The 14730-nt window shown below is 36.6% G+C and carries 15 protein-coding genes; 12 read left to right on the top strand and 3 right to left on the bottom strand.

Features of this window, described 5'->3' with window-relative positions; genetic code table 11:
* The first annotated feature begins 13 nt into the window (after positions 1 to 13).
* The 8 genes from secD (at position 14) to WH267_RS08570 (ending at position 9714) form a co-directional block, all read left to right on the top strand.
* Complete coding sequence (gene secD, locus WH267_RS08605) at positions 14 to 2908, top strand: protein translocase subunit SecD (protein WP_340007381.1); 2895 nt, start codon at positions 14 to 16, stop codon at positions 2906 to 2908.
* Positions 2909 to 3339: 431 nt separating this feature from the next.
* Positions 3340 to 3912 carry a hypothetical protein gene (locus WH267_RS08600; RefSeq protein ID WP_340007379.1) on the top strand — a complete coding sequence of 191 codons (573 nt, stop codon included), beginning with the start codon at positions 3340 to 3342 and terminating at the stop codon, positions 3910 to 3912.
* A gap of 87 nt (positions 3913 to 3999) precedes the next feature.
* Positions 4000 to 5271, top strand: a complete 1272-nt coding sequence (locus WH267_RS08595; RefSeq protein WP_340007376.1) for a hypothetical protein — start codon at positions 4000 to 4002, stop codon at positions 5269 to 5271.
* 225 nt (positions 5272 to 5496) lie between these two features.
* Positions 5497 to 6717 carry a TCR/Tet family MFS transporter gene (locus WH267_RS08590; RefSeq protein WP_123319674.1) on the top strand — a complete coding sequence of 407 codons (1221 nt, stop codon included), beginning with the start codon at positions 5497 to 5499 and terminating at the stop codon, positions 6715 to 6717.
* 50 nt (positions 6718 to 6767) lie between these two features.
* On the top strand, positions 6768 to 7670 hold the full coding sequence (locus WH267_RS08585) for a helix-turn-helix domain-containing protein (protein WP_340007373.1): 903 nt from the start codon (positions 6768 to 6770) through the stop codon (positions 7668 to 7670).
* Positions 7671 to 7742: 72 nt separating this feature from the next.
* On the top strand, positions 7743 to 8399 hold the full coding sequence (locus WH267_RS08580) for a hypothetical protein (protein ID WP_340007371.1): 657 nt from the start codon (positions 7743 to 7745) through the stop codon (positions 8397 to 8399).
* Between the two features lie 43 nt (positions 8400 to 8442).
* A complete protein-coding gene (locus tag WH267_RS08575) occupies positions 8443 to 8907 on the top strand; it encodes a DoxX family protein (RefSeq protein WP_115972317.1) in 465 nt (154 codons plus the stop codon).
* A 9-nt stretch (positions 8908 to 8916) separates the two neighbouring features.
* Positions 8917 to 9714 (top strand): arylamine N-acetyltransferase family protein, encoded by a 798-nt coding sequence (locus WH267_RS08570; RefSeq protein WP_340007369.1) that lies wholly within the window; start codon positions 8917 to 8919, stop codon positions 9712 to 9714.
* 94 nt (positions 9715 to 9808) lie between these two features.
* Here WH267_RS08570 and WH267_RS08565 read toward each other — a convergent pair whose 3' ends face one another.
* Positions 9809 to 10492 carry an alpha/beta hydrolase gene (locus WH267_RS08565; RefSeq protein ID WP_115972315.1) on the bottom strand — a complete coding sequence of 228 codons (684 nt, stop codon included), beginning with the start codon at positions 10490 to 10492 and terminating at the stop codon, positions 9809 to 9811.
* A 109-nt stretch (positions 10493 to 10601) separates the two neighbouring features.
* Positions 10602 to 11549 (bottom strand): hypothetical protein, encoded by a 948-nt coding sequence (locus tag WH267_RS08560; RefSeq protein WP_340007366.1) that lies wholly within the window; start codon positions 11547 to 11549, stop codon positions 10602 to 10604.
* 333 nt (positions 11550 to 11882) lie between these two features.
* Between WH267_RS08560 and WH267_RS08555 the strand changes: the two genes are divergently transcribed.
* The 4 genes from WH267_RS08555 (at position 11883) to WH267_RS08540 (ending at position 14206) form a co-directional block, all read left to right on the top strand.
* Positions 11883 to 12221, top strand: coding sequence for a Sec-independent protein translocase subunit TatA/TatB (locus WH267_RS08555; protein ID WP_115972313.1), 339 nt, complete (start codon positions 11883 to 11885; stop codon positions 12219 to 12221).
* Positions 12222 to 12224: 3 nt separating this feature from the next.
* The gene (locus WH267_RS08550) at positions 12225 to 12791 is read left to right on the top strand and encodes a phosphatase PAP2 family protein (RefSeq protein WP_115972312.1); all 567 of its coding nucleotides are present in this window, start codon (positions 12225 to 12227) and stop codon (positions 12789 to 12791) included.
* Positions 12788 to 13600 (top strand): tetratricopeptide repeat protein, encoded by an 813-nt coding sequence (locus WH267_RS08545; protein ID WP_340007364.1) that lies wholly within the window; start codon positions 12788 to 12790, stop codon positions 13598 to 13600. Before WH267_RS08550 ends, WH267_RS08545 begins: the two co-directional genes overlap by 4 nt.
* A 150-nt stretch (positions 13601 to 13750) precedes the next feature.
* Positions 13751 to 14206, top strand: a complete 456-nt coding sequence (locus WH267_RS08540; protein WP_123319667.1) for a tRNA (cytidine(34)-2'-O)-methyltransferase — start codon at positions 13751 to 13753, stop codon at positions 14204 to 14206.
* Between the two features lie 23 nt (positions 14207 to 14229).
* Here WH267_RS08540 and WH267_RS08535 read toward each other — a convergent pair whose 3' ends face one another.
* Positions 14230 to 14703, bottom strand: coding sequence for a 23S rRNA (pseudouridine(1915)-N(3))-methyltransferase RlmH (locus WH267_RS08535; RefSeq protein WP_123319666.1), 474 nt, complete (start codon positions 14701 to 14703; stop codon positions 14230 to 14232).
* Between the last annotated feature and the right edge of the window lie 27 nt (positions 14704 to 14730).

Here is a 14730-nt window from a genome sequence, read left to right as displayed (position 1 = left end):
TAGTTATAACAAAATGCAAGGAAAAGGGCTTATTACAATTGTTGCTATTGTCCTGGGGTTGATTTGCTTAAACGAGCTATTACCAACCTGGTACGCCAGCAAAATTGAATCGCAGATCGAAGCTGCGAAAGGAAACGAGAAAGAGATCAAGCGAATCAAAGAAGATACTCTTAATCTTGGGTATACAAAGCTTTATTATTCAAAAGCTAAAGACAAGGAAATGAAATTGGGTCTTGACTTAAAAGGAGGGATCAACGTTCTATTGGAAATTAACCAAAGAGATTTGGTTAATGATTTAACCAATTACTCTACCAATCCTGTTCTTATTGAGGCTTTAAATAAGACTGATGAAGCTCAGAAAAACTCAACAAAATCTTACATCGACAATTTCTTTGAACAGTTCGATGCGATTAACAAAGCAAAAGGTACGAACCTAAAGCTTGCTGACCCGGAACTTTTCGGAAACACAACTTTATCTGAAATCAAGTACAACACTACTGATGAGCAGGTAAAAAGTATTGTTAAAAGAAGAATTGATCTTTCTGTAGGAACAGCTTTCGAGGTAATCAGAACGAGAATTGATAAGCTTGGAGCGATCCAGCCAAACGTTCAGAGAGTACCTGGTACAGCTAGAATTTCTGTAGAGATGCCTGGTATGAAAGATATCGATAAGGTAAAGAAAATGCTTCAAACTTCTGCAAAACTTCAGTTCTGGGAAGTACAGCAGGTTCCTGAAGTAGCACCTTATTTCCAGACATTAACAACTATGGTTGCTGCAAAAGGAGATTCTATGGGAGTTGCAAAAAATGTGAACTTCATGAACCTTTTACAGCTTGACAAATTAAGAAGTAATGGTGTTGCTAACGTAAAATTGTCTGATACAGCTGCTGTAAACAAAATCTTGAACAGCAAAGTAGGAATGGCTTTACGTCCTGCAAACATTAAATATACACAGTTCATGTGGGGTTACAAACCTGAAGCTACAAGTCCTGATGATTTAGTATTGTATGCAATCAGAAGTAACATCAACCAGAAAGCTCCGGTAGACGGTGCGGTAGAAACTGCAAATATCAGCTACGACGAATTGAGTAGAGTAGTTGTAGATATGCAGATGGACTCTAAAGGAGCAAAAGAATGGAAAACTTTAACGGAGAAAAACGTTGGGAAGCCAGTAGCTGTAACTCTTGATAACAGAGTATATACTGCTCCAAACGTTGTAAATGCTATCCCTAACGGTAGAACTCAGATTTCTGGTAACTTCTCTCAGGAGGAAGCTAAAGAACTGGTAGACGTGTTAGGTGCTGGTAAATTACCTGCTGGTGCTAAAGTAGTTCAGGCTACTCAGGTAGGTCCGTCATTAGGACAGGAATCTATCGACGCAGGTATGATTTCATTTGCAATCGCATTCCTAATTATCATTGTTTATATCATTTTCTATTACGGTGGTGCCGGAGTGTACGCTGTAATTGCAATGGTAATTAACTTATTCTATATTTTCGGAATTATGGATTCCGGAGATTTTACTCTTACGCTTCCTGGTATCGCTGGTATCGTATTGACGATGGCCATGGCGGTAGATACGAACGTAATTATCTATGAAAGAACTAAAGAAGAATTATTTGCTGGTAAAAGCATCTTAGAAGCTTATAAAGACGGTTTCAAACACGCATTAAGTGCGATTATTGACGGTCACTCTACTACATTACTTACTGCAGTTGTATTGTTCTTCTTTGGAACAGGGCCTATTAAAGGTTTCGCATTGACATTGATGATCGGTATTATCATGACATTGTTCACTTCTGTATTATTATCAAGAGTAATGATCTTCAGCAGACTGAACAAAGGTAAACATCTTTCTGTGTGGACTCCTCCTACGAAGAACTTATTCAGAAATACCTGGATCGATTTCATTGGAAAAAGAAAATATGCTTACATTATCTCTGCTGTGTTAACGGTAATCTGTATTATATCTATGGTTACTCACGGATTTAAATACGGTATCGACTTTACAGGAGGTAGAAACTATGTAGTAAGATTTGATAAAGAAGTTAATGCTAATGATGTTGAAGAAAAATTAGTAAAACTATTTAAAACTGAAGATGGTAAGAACTCTTCTGTAGAAGCTAAGACTTTCGGAAACTCTAAACAGTTGAAAATCTCTACAGATTACCTTATTGAAGATGAATCTTTAAAAGCTGACCAAACAATTGAGCAGAAACTATTTGAAGGATTAAAAGGAGATCTTCCTTCTAATATTACCTTAAATGATTTCAAATCTGCAGACAAAGATCACGCTGGTATCATTTCATCTGAAAAAGTAGGACCTACAGTAGCTGATGATATTCAGACACACGGTATTCTTGCTGTAGTGGCTGCATTAGGAGGTATTTTCTTATATATCTTATTCAGATTTAGAAAATGGCAGTTCTCTTTAGGTGCTGTAGCAGCATTATTCCACGATGCGGTTATTATTTTAGGAACGTATTCATTACTTCACAAATATATGCCGTTCAACATGGAGATCAACCAGGATTTCATTGCTGCGATCCTTACGGTATTAGGATACTCAATCAACGATACGGTGATTATCTTCGACAGAATTAGAGAATACCTGAGAGAGAAGAAATCTATAACATTAGCTGGATTATTTGATGACTCTATTTCAAGTACTTTGGGTAGAACATTCAACACTTCATTCACTACGATTTTGGTGATCCTTGCGATCTTCATCTTCGGTGGTGATAATCTGAGAGGATTCATGTTTGCTCTGTTAATCGGTATTGGATTCGGTACTTACTCATCTATCTTTATTGCATCGGCAATTGCCTATGACTTCCTTAAGAAAGGAAAAGAAGAAGAGGTACACGGAAAAACAACTTCCGAAAAAGAAGTGCTTGCTTCAAAATAATACAAACTACAATAAATTAGTAAAAGCCTTTCGAAAGAAAGGCTTTTTTTATTTCCTTTTCGTTTCGAGCATATTGTTCTTTCATTGATTTGTAGAAACTTTACCTGTAAGATTATATTGTTTTTGTGATGTCATATAATATTGCCTTGCTGTGAATCAATATTCTTCTTATTGTCCATTACTTATTTTTAATACATTTCCCAACTTGTGCATTTTTAAACAATTTTTGCATGTTAAAAATGATCGAATTTAACATAAAGTAGAATTATTCGTGAATAAATCAAATTTTAGAGATTAAAAATTTCGTGTAATACCTTAATAATACTCATTTTTTGATGTTTATGCACAAATAATAATTTTAGTTAAAAAAAAATAAAAAAATATGGAATTATGTAGCAAATTATTATATATTTACAAAAAACAAAACAAAAATGAAATTCGAAAAATTATTCGTTGCTGCGGCACTTTGTGTCGGTAGCGCTATTTCTGCACAGGCAGGGATTGGGATATCTAACCCGGATAAAAGTTCTGCTTTAGATGTTACCAGCACTAATAAAGGTGTATTAATCCCCAGAATTTCTGATCTTACTACAGTAGCCACTCCAGCAAATGGGCTGTTGGTTTATGATCTGAAAAGACAGGCATTAACCCAAAACATCGGAACACCTGCAGCCCCAAACTGGGTTCCCATCAGTGGAAACATTGTTAAGTTCTTCTACATGCCCTCTATCAGCATTGATACTTCTACGCTAGGTACGGGTAGGACATTGGATCTATACCAATTGTACAAGACACAGTTTTCAACTCCGAAAGTCACCAGTACAGGAGCTCCTGCAGCCATTCCTTTCTTTCTAAATGCTAGCGATCTGTACTATTATGTAACAGATTTTGACAGCAGTGTCTTAAGGAATGTAAGCATTGATGCTAATGGAATCCTGCGCTATGATGTGGTAGGAACAGCCACAGCCTGTTCCTTCGTGAATATTGTATTTGTAATCAAATAATTTTAAGTGACATACAGTCATTAGCATCATCCTTCAATTAAGGATGAGTATCCTTTCGTATACAATAACAGATTAAAATTATTCGTGATGAAAACAAATTCAATACTACGGTACATTTTTATGGCATTATGCCTCTTAGTATCAAATAAAATGATTTCTCAGGAAATGGTTTCCCTGCCTATGGGCGGTTGTGGGAGATTATTAGATACTAATACTTCCGCTCAGTATGCTAATTTTATTACTATCTTTCCCCCCTGTTTAAAGGTGGGAGCAGTGGCAGCTAATGCCAATAATATGACAGATATAGATGTCAATTCATATGCTTCCCTTAAACCTGGAATCGGAGCTGGGATATGTCCTATTTATATCAGTGTGGGAACAACCGGAAGTGACTTTCCGGCAAACAAGCCTGTATATATAGATTTCTCTTCTGAAGGCTTTAATTTTAATGCCAGTTTCAATGATGCTAGTTTCAGATTCTTTAATAACGGACAGGAGGTGTATTCAACTCCGGTTGGAGGACACTTTTTCTTTGATTTTGGGGATAGCCAGTCTAGAAAAATTATTAAAGTAATGCCTACTGTTGCATGGGATGAAATCAGACTGTCTTATTCAGACTTTGGAATTGGCTTTACATTCAATGAAATGAAGGTTTACAATATCCTTTCAGAATATTATATAGATCCTATGACTTATTTGTCTCAACCTTCAGACAGAACAGTTCCTGTGGGAGGATCCACTACGATGACAGCAGTTATAAGCAATACAGATATTGATGAAACTCCTGCGAATGTTACTTACCAATGGCAGATATTAAACGGTTCTACATGGGCGAATCTTACCAATGGAGGTAATTATAGTAATGTTACCAGTTCAACGCTTAACATTAATAATATCCCTGCAGGATTCAACAATAATCAGTATAGAGTGTTCGCTAAATCCAGCTTCTATACCTGTTCATTCCAGGCGAACTCGAATCCCGGAAGACTTTTTGTAAATGCAGTGAATAATCCCGGAACGATTGGAGCTGATCAAACAGTTTGTCTGGATATCAGCAGTGACCCGGCAGCATTTACACAAACTGCAGCGGCTCAGTTAACAGGAACAGCAAGCTATCAGTGGCAGAGCTCAACAGATAATGTAACATTTACAAACATCACTAATGCTACTTCTGCAACGTATGACGCGCCGGCAGTGACACAGACCACATATTACCGCCGTGGAGTAAGATCAACTCTTAATGGAGATGTTACGGCTTATCAGTATAGCAATGTGGTAAAGGTTACCTTGAAGAAGAGTTGCCTCATCAAATGCATCATCACTAACCGTATGATCACTGCAAAACCTAATAGTAACTAGTAATATATCAACTTAATAATAAAAAAGACCTGTTTCATGTTCATTTGAAATCAGGTCTTTTTATTTTATGGTTGTCATATCTTTAATCTTCGGCCTTTTAGATTGTTGAAAATAATACAAAAACAACAGGTCTTTTAATATAATTCTGTTGTTCAATATTATACTTCTTTAACGTAGTGAAATTTAGAACCATTATTTTTAAGATTTGATTAATTTTGCATCATCATGGAAAATTCAAAGAAAAAAGCAGCTATAGGCTTTATATTTATTACTTTACTGATTGATATTACAGGATGGGGAATCATTATTCCTGTTGTTCCCAAATTAATTGAAGAGTTGATTCATGCAGATATCAGTGAAGCTGCAAAATATGGAGGCTGGCTGGGATTTGCATATGCATTTACACAGTTTATTTTTTCTCCGTTGGTAGGTAATCTGAGTGACAAATACGGGCGAAGGCCTATTATTCTGATCTCTCTTTTCGGATTTGCGGTGGATTATATTTTCCTGGCGTTAGCTCCAACTATCTGGTGGCTTTTCCTGGGAAGGGTGATTGCTGGGATTACCGGAGCAAGTGTAACTACGGCAAGCGCTTATATTGCTGATATTTCCAATGATGAAGACAGGGCTAAAAACTTTGGACTGATAGGAGCCGCTTTTGGTCTCGGATTTATTATAGGACCTGTTCTGGGGGGAGTTCTGGGGCATTATGGTGCAAGAGTTCCTTTCTATGCAGCAGCAGTATTGTGTCTTCTTAATTTCCTTTATGGGTACTTTATTCTTCCTGAAAGTTTAGATAAAGATAAAAGAAGAGAATTTGATTGGAAACGTGCCAATCCGGTAGGGTCTTTTAAATTCTTAGGGAAGCACCCAGAAATTTCAGGACTGATCACTGCATTGATTCTGATCTATATTGCAGGGCATGCTGTACAGAGTAACTGGAGCTTTTTTACGATGTATAAATTTAACTGGACAGAAAGAATGGTCGGGATTTCATTAGGGGTTGTTGGTCTGCTTGTTGGTTTGGTACAGGGACTTCTGATCAGATGGACTACCCCAAGATTGGGAGAGCAGAAGAGTATTTATTATGGCCTGGCGATGTATGCTGTAGGGCTGTTATTATTTGCTTTTGCTTCGGAAGGCTGGATGATGTTTGCTTTCTTAGTTCCTTACTGCCTGGGGGGAATCTGTGGTCCGGCTTTACAATCGGTGATTACAAAAAGTGTCCCTTCTAATGAACAAGGGGAGCTTCAGGGAGCATTAACCAGCTTAATGAGTGCAACTTCTATTATTGGCCCGCCTATGATGACCAATCTGTTCTATTTCTTCACCCATGATGAAGCACCATTCAAATTTTCAGGAGCGCCATTCTTCCTGGCATTTATCTTAATGACCATTAGTGTGGTGATTACATACTCTGCTTTTAAGAAAAATGGAAAGATTTAATAAATCTCACTTTTAACGGAAGGAGGGATAAAAATCATTATTTTTAAGATGTGAAACGTATTCCTCAATACCAACCGGATGAATTTAATACGATCCTTAATCTGGATTGGGCAGGAAAGGCTATGCAGAAAAAAGGGTTGAATGAATTCTTTATAGAGCCACTTCAGGTGCTTAGTGAAGCAAAAACTCCCTCTCAGCCACACCGCAAAACGGTAAACGATTTTGTGTTTATCAAAAGAGGATTTCTTGAAAAAATGGTTTGTTCAGATACGTTTACTGTACAGGAAAATATGATCATTCTTCTTCCTCCGTATAAGATCCGTACATTCATTAAAAACACACCGGATATTGAGGGTTTCTATTGTCATTTTTCCGACGATTTTATTGCAGAAGGCCCAGGATTGAAATATTTGCAGGATATTCTGAGTTATGCAGAGATTAAAAACAATCCTACACTTTATCTGGATGATCAACATGAGAAGAGGATTTTTCTGATCCTGAAGCAGATGGAGAGCTTGTATATAACCAGTGATAGTATGGAACTGGTTAGGCTTTATCTTTTTACTTTATTGGGAGAGATCAGGCATTTTATAGAAAAGCTTCCGAAAGAGTATCTATCAGCTAATGAAACTGTTGTGTTGAAATTTAGGAGGTTAATTACAAGTCGGATTCAGAATTTACATGCTGTAAAAGAATATGCTGATCTGCTTAATGTTTCCCCTAATCATTTGAATAAAACAATAAAAAAAGCAACTGGAAAAACGGCTTCCGAAATTATTATTGAAGCTCTTGTGATGGAGGCTAGAGCTTTGCTGTCTTTACCTCAATATACTGTTTCTGAAGTTGCAGTGGCCTTAGGTATAGATGATGCTTCTTATTTTTCTCGTCTTTTTAAAAAGCACACGGGTCTAAGTCCGTCAGATTATAAAAAAAAGATTGATTTATCCTGGTAATGGATGCATATGTTCTAACCTGATCTTGTTGTATTTGAGAATTTTGCAAATACAATTACGATGGCTTAGAAAATGAAACAAATATTACTTTTCAGTATTGGCTTAATGCCCTTATTATTTTTCTCTCAAAATAATAAACAGGTTCCCAATTCTCCTATTGCCTTTGAAGCTTTAGCAGGGAATAAAGGAATTGCTACCCAGATGACTATCAATAAAGGTTTTCAGGATATTAGAGGGTTGGGTTTTTTTAGTGCTGCCAACATTTCTTCAAAATGGAATGAAGAGCATTCCAATGATGCCATGATTCAGGCAAATCTAACTTTTGAAGTGATTAAGAATATCCGGGTATTGGGTGGAATGCATTATACTCCTACTACAGGACTTAGGCCTACAGCAGGAATATTATATTCATTAAGTACCCCCGAATTTTTACTCATTTTCAATCCCAGATTTATTGGGTTTTCTGAAAAAAGTATAGCAGAAGGTATGATGTTATTGGAATATAAACCTTCAATCAACGAAAATTGGAAAGGATATTCACGAATTCAGGCTCTTTATTCAGAAACTATAAAAGATGGAGCACACGCACGCAGTTATCTGATGCTTCGGCTTGGGGTAAGTTATAAACTTCTCACTTTTGGGCTTGGTGCCAATTGGGATCACTATGGACCTTTTAAGGAAAGTAAACAGAATTTTGGAGTATTTGCTGCGATCAGGCTGTTTCATTGAAATATACATTTTTTATTATAACTTTTTTATTCTTTTAATTAACATGAAACATTTAATTTTTCAAACGAATAATACCTGGACCGGAACCTTGCTAAGGTGGACTGTAGGTATTGTATTTATACCTCATGGGCTTCAAAAAACGTTGGGGTTATTTGGAGGAATGGGTTGGGATGGAACAATGAAATTTTTCACAGAAAATTTGCAGCTTCCCTATATGGTTGCAAGTACAGTAATTTTGGTAGAATTTTTGGGATCAATATCACTGTTATTGGGCTGGGCAACCAGATTCTGGGCTTTATCATTTATAGGGTTACTGATTGGAATTATGTTTTCTTCTCATCTGGATAACGGTTTTTTTATGAATTGGCTGGGTACCCAAAAAGGAGAGGGATGTCAGTTTGATATTCTTGCGATTGGAATAGTTGTAACTTTGCTTATGGAAGGTGGAGGAAAATTATCAGTAGACCGTTGGGTTTTCACCAAAAATATCTTAAAAAAAGAATTATAAATGAATATTATGAACCAATTAAAATTAGAAAAATACCTTAAAAGAATTCACTATTCGGGAAATTTGGAAATGAATATAGAGGTTTTAAAAAATATTCATCAGTTGCATCCTCAGTATATTCCATTTGAAAATATAGATTCTTATACAGGAACAGTGCCGTCATTGGATCCCGAAGATATTTTTCAGAAATTAATCGTTGAATCCAGGGGCGGTTATTGCTATGAACAGAACCTGATTTTGAGTGAAATCTTGAAATATATCGGCTTTACAGTAGAATTGCAGTTGGGCAGAGTGTTGTGGCGAAAAGACGAAAACAGCAGCTCCGCCAGAACACACTTATTACTGATTGTAGAACTAAATGCTCAGAAATACCTTGTAGACTGTGGCTTTGGAACAGCGACACTTACCGGACCTTTACTTCTGAATGAGGAAAAGCCTCAACAGACACCTAATGAACAATTTAAAATTTCACAGAAAAACGGAGCTTATACACTTTGGACTCAAAGAGAAAACTGGCTGCCAGTATATCGGTTTGAACTTGAGCGTGTAGAACCTCTGGATCTGGATATTTCCAATTGGTATCTTTCTACTTACCCGGAATCCAATTTTAAAAAGAACCTTATTCTTTCAAAAGTAGATGAAAATGCACGTTATACCCTCGCTGGCCACACATTAAATATACGACGGGGAACTGGAGAAAAAGAAACGGTTATAGTAGAAAACAACGAGCAGTTATACCAAATATTAAGAGAAACTTTTGGGCTGAAAAAAAATGCAGTTGATCTATTAAAGCAGAAAATAGAGTAATAATATTTTAAAGAATTTTAAAAAAAATAAAAACCAAAGGAAGCACGCTCCCTTTGGTTTTTTAATAATTTGAATTCTAACGAAATTTAATGATCTATTGTATAGAAGTAGCTGCATCTCTAATCACTTTTAATACAGCATCCGGTTGTGAGATCATAGGAACATGGCTGCTTTCCAATTCAATTGTAGTAGCTTTCATTCTGTCAGCAAAAAAATGTTCCAATTCAGGGTTGATGGTATGATCGTTTTTTGCTATAATATACCAGTTTGGTTTTTCTTTCCATGCAGGTGTTGTTGTTATCTGTGCTCCAAATAAAGCTATGGAGGCAGGCCCTTGAGTAGCGTACATCAATGCTGTTTCCTCCTGTGGAAGGTCACCTGCAAAGTGCTTTTGCATTCCCTCAAGTCCCATCCATATTAAGCCATCTGCAATTTCAAGGTGATTTGACGCTTCGGCGGGATACTTTTCTGAAAGCTCCCCTAAACTTTCCCCTTCGTCAGGCGCTAGTGCGGCAACGTAAACCAGTCCTTTTACTTTTGGATCGTTTCCTGCCGCAGTGATTACTGCTCCGCCCCATGAGTGACCTATTAAGATTGTTGGGCCTTCCACTCTTGCCAACGCCTTTTGGGTAGCTAATACGTCATCCTCTAGAGTTGTTAATGGATTTTGTACGGAAATTACTTTGTGGCCATCCTTTAATAAAGTGGGAATAAGTTTGTTCCAACCAGAGCCGTCAGCCCAAAGTCCGTGTACGAAAATAATGTTTGCTTTTTTCATTGTATTTTTTAAGATTAAATATGAATTTTATAATCCTTCTGAGATATAATCTTATTGTTTAGATTGTATTATTAATGTAATGAGTATAGTAGGATTATGTTTTGATAGCTTAAGGATAGAGGGATTTTGTGCCATTAGCTACAATATTGCTTCCAAGTCCTGAAAATGATACTGAAAATTTACTTGCATTAAAGCTTAAAGAACCGGTTGGAGTACAGAGACCCAGTGCATACTGACATTGTCCGTAAGCTCCTGTTCTTTTAGTGATCTTGCTTTCGCTTTTTGCCTTTCCTAAACTGATGTTGGACCAGTCATTTACATCAGCATTGGAAACACTTGAGCCTGTATAATAAATGGTGATTTGATATCCTGCTTCACCTCTTTTAGATCCCCAAAGCCATTTTGCAGTCCACCATTCCTTGTACCATTTAGAGGCCACTTTTGCTGTTGCTCCTGCATTAGAGTCTTCGGCGGTACCTCTTGTATCCATTATGGTAAGGCTTCCAAGGACATTATCCCAGATTATTCCTGATTCATTATAAAAGCAAAGCGTTGTAAACTTTCCATTTTTATTGCTCCAGATTACTTCCATAACGTTGGTTCCTGTTTTTATTTCTTCAGTTACCATTTCTTTTAATCCGGTTTGGGCAGTGCTAAGATCATCTCCTGTATACAGATCACCAATTCTTCCCAATTTTACAGTAGAAAGATCCATAAGGTTTCCCACAGCAATAAACTGATCTTTATCAGAAATAAGATGTTGAGACAGTTCGATTCCTTTTTGAGTTGAGATTTTTCCGATTACATTCACACCGGCAATCTGAAGGTCATTGTTCAGATATTTTTCAAGGTTCTTTTGAGATTCGCTCAGTTGAATCTGTACAACATCAGGAACAGTCTGTGAAGTAGGAGTGGTCTCTTTTTTAAGATCAGCAGTGGTGATTTTAGCCTGAACGGTTTCCTGTTTTGTAATTTCGTTGTTATCATCACTACAGCTGCTGAAGGTTAATACCGATAATACAGCGATAAATTTAAAGGAAGTAACTAGTTTTTTCATAATAAAATGTATTTAAGATTGTGTATAGTAAATGTAATAAAATGTTAATTAATTCTCAATCATTTGAATTAATTATTTGTTAATTTGAATGTAATTACTGTTTGAGATGCTATTTAAAAAAAGGAGAGGGGTTGGAATGAAGAGATAACAGACAGATAGATGATGAATGGGGATGGGAGAAAGTAAATCAGGATACCAGAGGTACAACTATAAACCTTAAATATTAAACCATAAACCTAGGACTTAAAACCAGCCTCGCAGTCAAAATCTTAAAATTTGTTTAAATTTTTAGTTTATCATCAATAAATGTATAATCTTTCGTAATTTTACAGCATGGAATTAAGCATTGGAGAAATGGCATTGATTGCCATTGCAATCGTTGTATTATTCGGACCTGATAAGCTGCCTCAGATCGCGCGTGACCTAGGTGCAGGCGTTAGAAAAATGCGTGGCGCTGTGGAAGATATTAAAACCGAGATCATGAAGGAAACGGATAATCCTGTTTCTGAGATCAAACGTGAAATTGAGAAGGTGAAAGATGCAGCTAAAGACTTCAACCCGATGAAGGATATCGAGAAAGACATTCTTACAGAGCCTACCTCTGCCACTCAGGAGCCTCCAAAACCAAAGCCAGCCGATGATGAAACCTACGAAGGGCCAGTAAGCAGATAACGTATGGAAGAAATCATTCAGGAAGATAAGCAGGTGTTTCTATACCTTAACAATTTAGGCGATCCGGCTTTTGATCAGTTTTGGATGCTGATATCCAGTACCTGGATCTGGGTACCCCTTTATATTATATTCCTTTATTTTTTGTACAAAAATTATAAGCTAAAATCTTTAGTTTTTATTCTTATATTCTTAGCATTGGGAGCAACAGTTTCTGATCAGCTTGCCAGCGTATTCAAATATGGAGTGGCAAGATTAAGACCATGCCATGATCCCACTCTGGAGCACTACATGAGAATTGTGAAATGTGGCGGACAGTTTGGATTTTATTCTGCCCATGCGTCGAATACCTTCTTTTTAGCCGCTTTTTTAAGTATTTTGCTTAAAAATAAACTTAAATGGTTTCCTTATGCTATATTTGTATGGGCTATAGTGGTTTCTTACAGCCGAATATATTTAGGAGTGCATTTTCCAATTGATATTTTGGTGGGAGCGTTTGTTGGATCTTTATTGGGAGTGATATTTGGTGCACTTGCCAGGAAAGTAATCAACAAACAAAATATATCCTCATGAAAAAATCTTTATTACTTTTAGTTTTCGTTAGCTTTTCATTCCATGTCTTTGCCCAGGATAAAAAAATGGCCGAAGAATGTTTTAAAAAAGCAGATTATAAATGTGCTGAAGAACAGTATTCCAAACTGGCAGATAAAGAACAGATCCGAAAAATTCAATCCGAATATTATAATAATCTGGGAACAGCACAAAGAAGACTGGGTAAAACAGAGTCTGCTTTTAAATCGTATGATAATGCCTTAAAGACCAACCCGATGTCAGTATCTGTCTATGAGAACCTTGCTTCTCTATACAGCCAGAAAGGAGATAAAAGAAGAGCATTGGATTATATTGAAAAGGGGCTCAAAGTAGATGATAAAAGTACTGATCTCTATCTTACACGTTCCAAGATTTATGAAAGTCAGGAAAAAAAAGATCTGGCCAAGAAGGACCTTAATCAGATCCTGAACTTTGCACCGGATAATATTTTTGCTAAAACAGGGTTGGCCAATCTGAAAAAAAATAATGGTGAGCTGGAGGATGCGCTGAAAGACTATAATCAACTCATTGCTGAAAAGCCAGAATCATTGCTGTATAACGGACGGGCAGATGTTTATTTAAAAATGAGAAAAAATAAGGATGCTCTTGCAGACGTCAATAAAGCCCTTGCCATTGATCCTAAGTTTGCTCAGTCATATGTAACAAAAGCATTGATCCTGTTTAATACAGCCAAGCCTAAAGAAGCTTGTGAAAACCTGGATAAAGCTGTAAAATATGGGTATGAAAAAGCAATATTAGCCGATTATTATACTAAATGTGATAGAAAATAATATCACCAAAAGCTATACTTTTTTCTGCGACTAAAAGACAACTTGAATATACAGGTTGTAGAAAATCATCATTTTAATCATACATAAAGAACAGCTGAATATAGCAAACGCTTAGCTTTGGCAGTTTTTTATTCATATAAAAGATAATACATGTTAAATATTGTTCTTGTAGAACCTGAAATACCTAATAATACGGGAAATATTGGTCGTTTGTGTGTGGGAACAGGCTGCAGACTGCACTTGGTTCATCCCTTCGGATTTGTAATTAATGATAAAAACCTGAAGCGATCCGGCCTTGATTATTGGGTACATCTTGATGTCTCTGAATATGCTAATGTAGAGGAATGGGTAAAAAGTATCCCAGATCCGTCACGGGTATTCTTAATGAGTTCCCATGCAGAAAAGTCATATTTGGATAATACTTTCCAGGATGGGGATTGGTTGGTTTTCGGAAAGGAGAGTGTAGGACTGAGTAAAGAAGTCTTAGATCAGTTTGAGCACCATTTAACCATTCCAATGTCAAAACTCATTCGAAGTTTTAATATAGCCAATTCTGTTGCTTTTGTCGTAGGAGAAGCTAACAGACAGATCGGATTAAAAATATAGCCTTATTATTGATAGGGCTTTTTTTAGTCATTATGATAGGGTTTCCCCTGAAGGATCTGATCTGCGCGATAAAGCTGTTCAACAATGAATAGACGGATCATCTGATGGGTAAAGGTCATTTTTGATAATGACATTTTTTCATTTGCCCTGCTGTAAATATCCTCTGAAAAGCCGTAAGCACCACCAATCAGGATATGCACCTTTTTTACAGAAGAATTCATCCAGTTGTCAATTTTCTGGGAAAACTCACGGCTGGTAAACTGTTTTCCTTTTTCATCAAGAATCACAACTAGGTCATTTTTATCAATATGATTCAGAAATAGTTTAGCTTCTTCTTTTTTAAGAAGATCCGGAGATAAGTTTTTGGCATTTTTAACATCAGGAATCTCTGTAATTTCAAAATTCCAGTGCTTGGGAAGACGGTTAAGATAGTAAGTGATCAGAGAGGTAATTTCCTTGTCGTCTGTCTTTCCGATACAAAGTAAGCTGATTCGCATTGATAAAATTTTCAGTCGGCAAAGATA

Source organism: Chryseobacterium sp. MYb328 (assembly GCF_037572595.1).
In the GTDB taxonomy this organism is placed as follows: domain Bacteria; phylum Bacteroidota; class Bacteroidia; order Flavobacteriales; family Weeksellaceae; genus Chryseobacterium; species Chryseobacterium pennae.
This window is presented reverse-complemented; position numbering and strand designations above follow the sequence as displayed.

Excerpts from the sequence above, each read along its gene's own strand:
- secD (WP_340007381.1), top strand. The coding sequence starts at position 14 with ATGCAAGGAAAAGGGCTTATTACAATTGTTGCTATTGTCCTGGGGTTG.
- WH267_RS08600 (WP_340007379.1), top strand. The coding sequence starts at position 3,340 with ATGAAATTCGAAAAATTATTCGTTGCTGCGGCACTTTGTGTCGGTAGC.
- WH267_RS08595 (WP_340007376.1), top strand. The coding sequence starts at position 4,000 with ATGAAAACAAATTCAATACTACGGTACATTTTTATGGCATTATGCCTC.
- WH267_RS08590 (WP_123319674.1), top strand. The coding sequence starts at position 5,497 with ATGGAAAATTCAAAGAAAAAAGCAGCTATAGGCTTTATATTTATTACT.
- WH267_RS08580 (WP_340007371.1), top strand. The coding sequence starts at position 7,743 with ATGAAACAAATATTACTTTTCAGTATTGGCTTAATGCCCTTATTATTT.
- WH267_RS08575 (WP_115972317.1), top strand. The coding sequence starts at position 8,443 with ATGAAACATTTAATTTTTCAAACGAATAATACCTGGACCGGAACCTTG.
- WH267_RS08570 (WP_340007369.1), top strand. The coding sequence starts at position 8,917 with ATGAACCAATTAAAATTAGAAAAATACCTTAAAAGAATTCACTATTCG.
- WH267_RS08565 (WP_115972315.1), bottom strand. The coding sequence starts at position 10,492 with ATGAAAAAAGCAAACATTATTTTCGTACACGGACTTTGGGCTGACGGC.
- WH267_RS08560 (WP_340007366.1), bottom strand. The coding sequence starts at position 11,549 with ATGAAAAAACTAGTTACTTCCTTTAAATTTATCGCTGTATTATCGGTA.
- WH267_RS08555 (WP_115972313.1), top strand. The coding sequence starts at position 11,883 with ATGGAATTAAGCATTGGAGAAATGGCATTGATTGCCATTGCAATCGTT.
- WH267_RS08550 (WP_115972312.1), top strand. The coding sequence starts at position 12,225 with ATGGAAGAAATCATTCAGGAAGATAAGCAGGTGTTTCTATACCTTAAC.
- WH267_RS08545 (WP_340007364.1), top strand. The coding sequence starts at position 12,788 with ATGAAAAAATCTTTATTACTTTTAGTTTTCGTTAGCTTTTCATTCCAT.
- WH267_RS08540 (WP_123319667.1), top strand. The coding sequence starts at position 13,751 with ATGTTAAATATTGTTCTTGTAGAACCTGAAATACCTAATAATACGGGA.
- WH267_RS08535 (WP_123319666.1), bottom strand. The coding sequence starts at position 14,703 with ATGCGAATCAGCTTACTTTGTATCGGAAAGACAGACGACAAGGAAATT.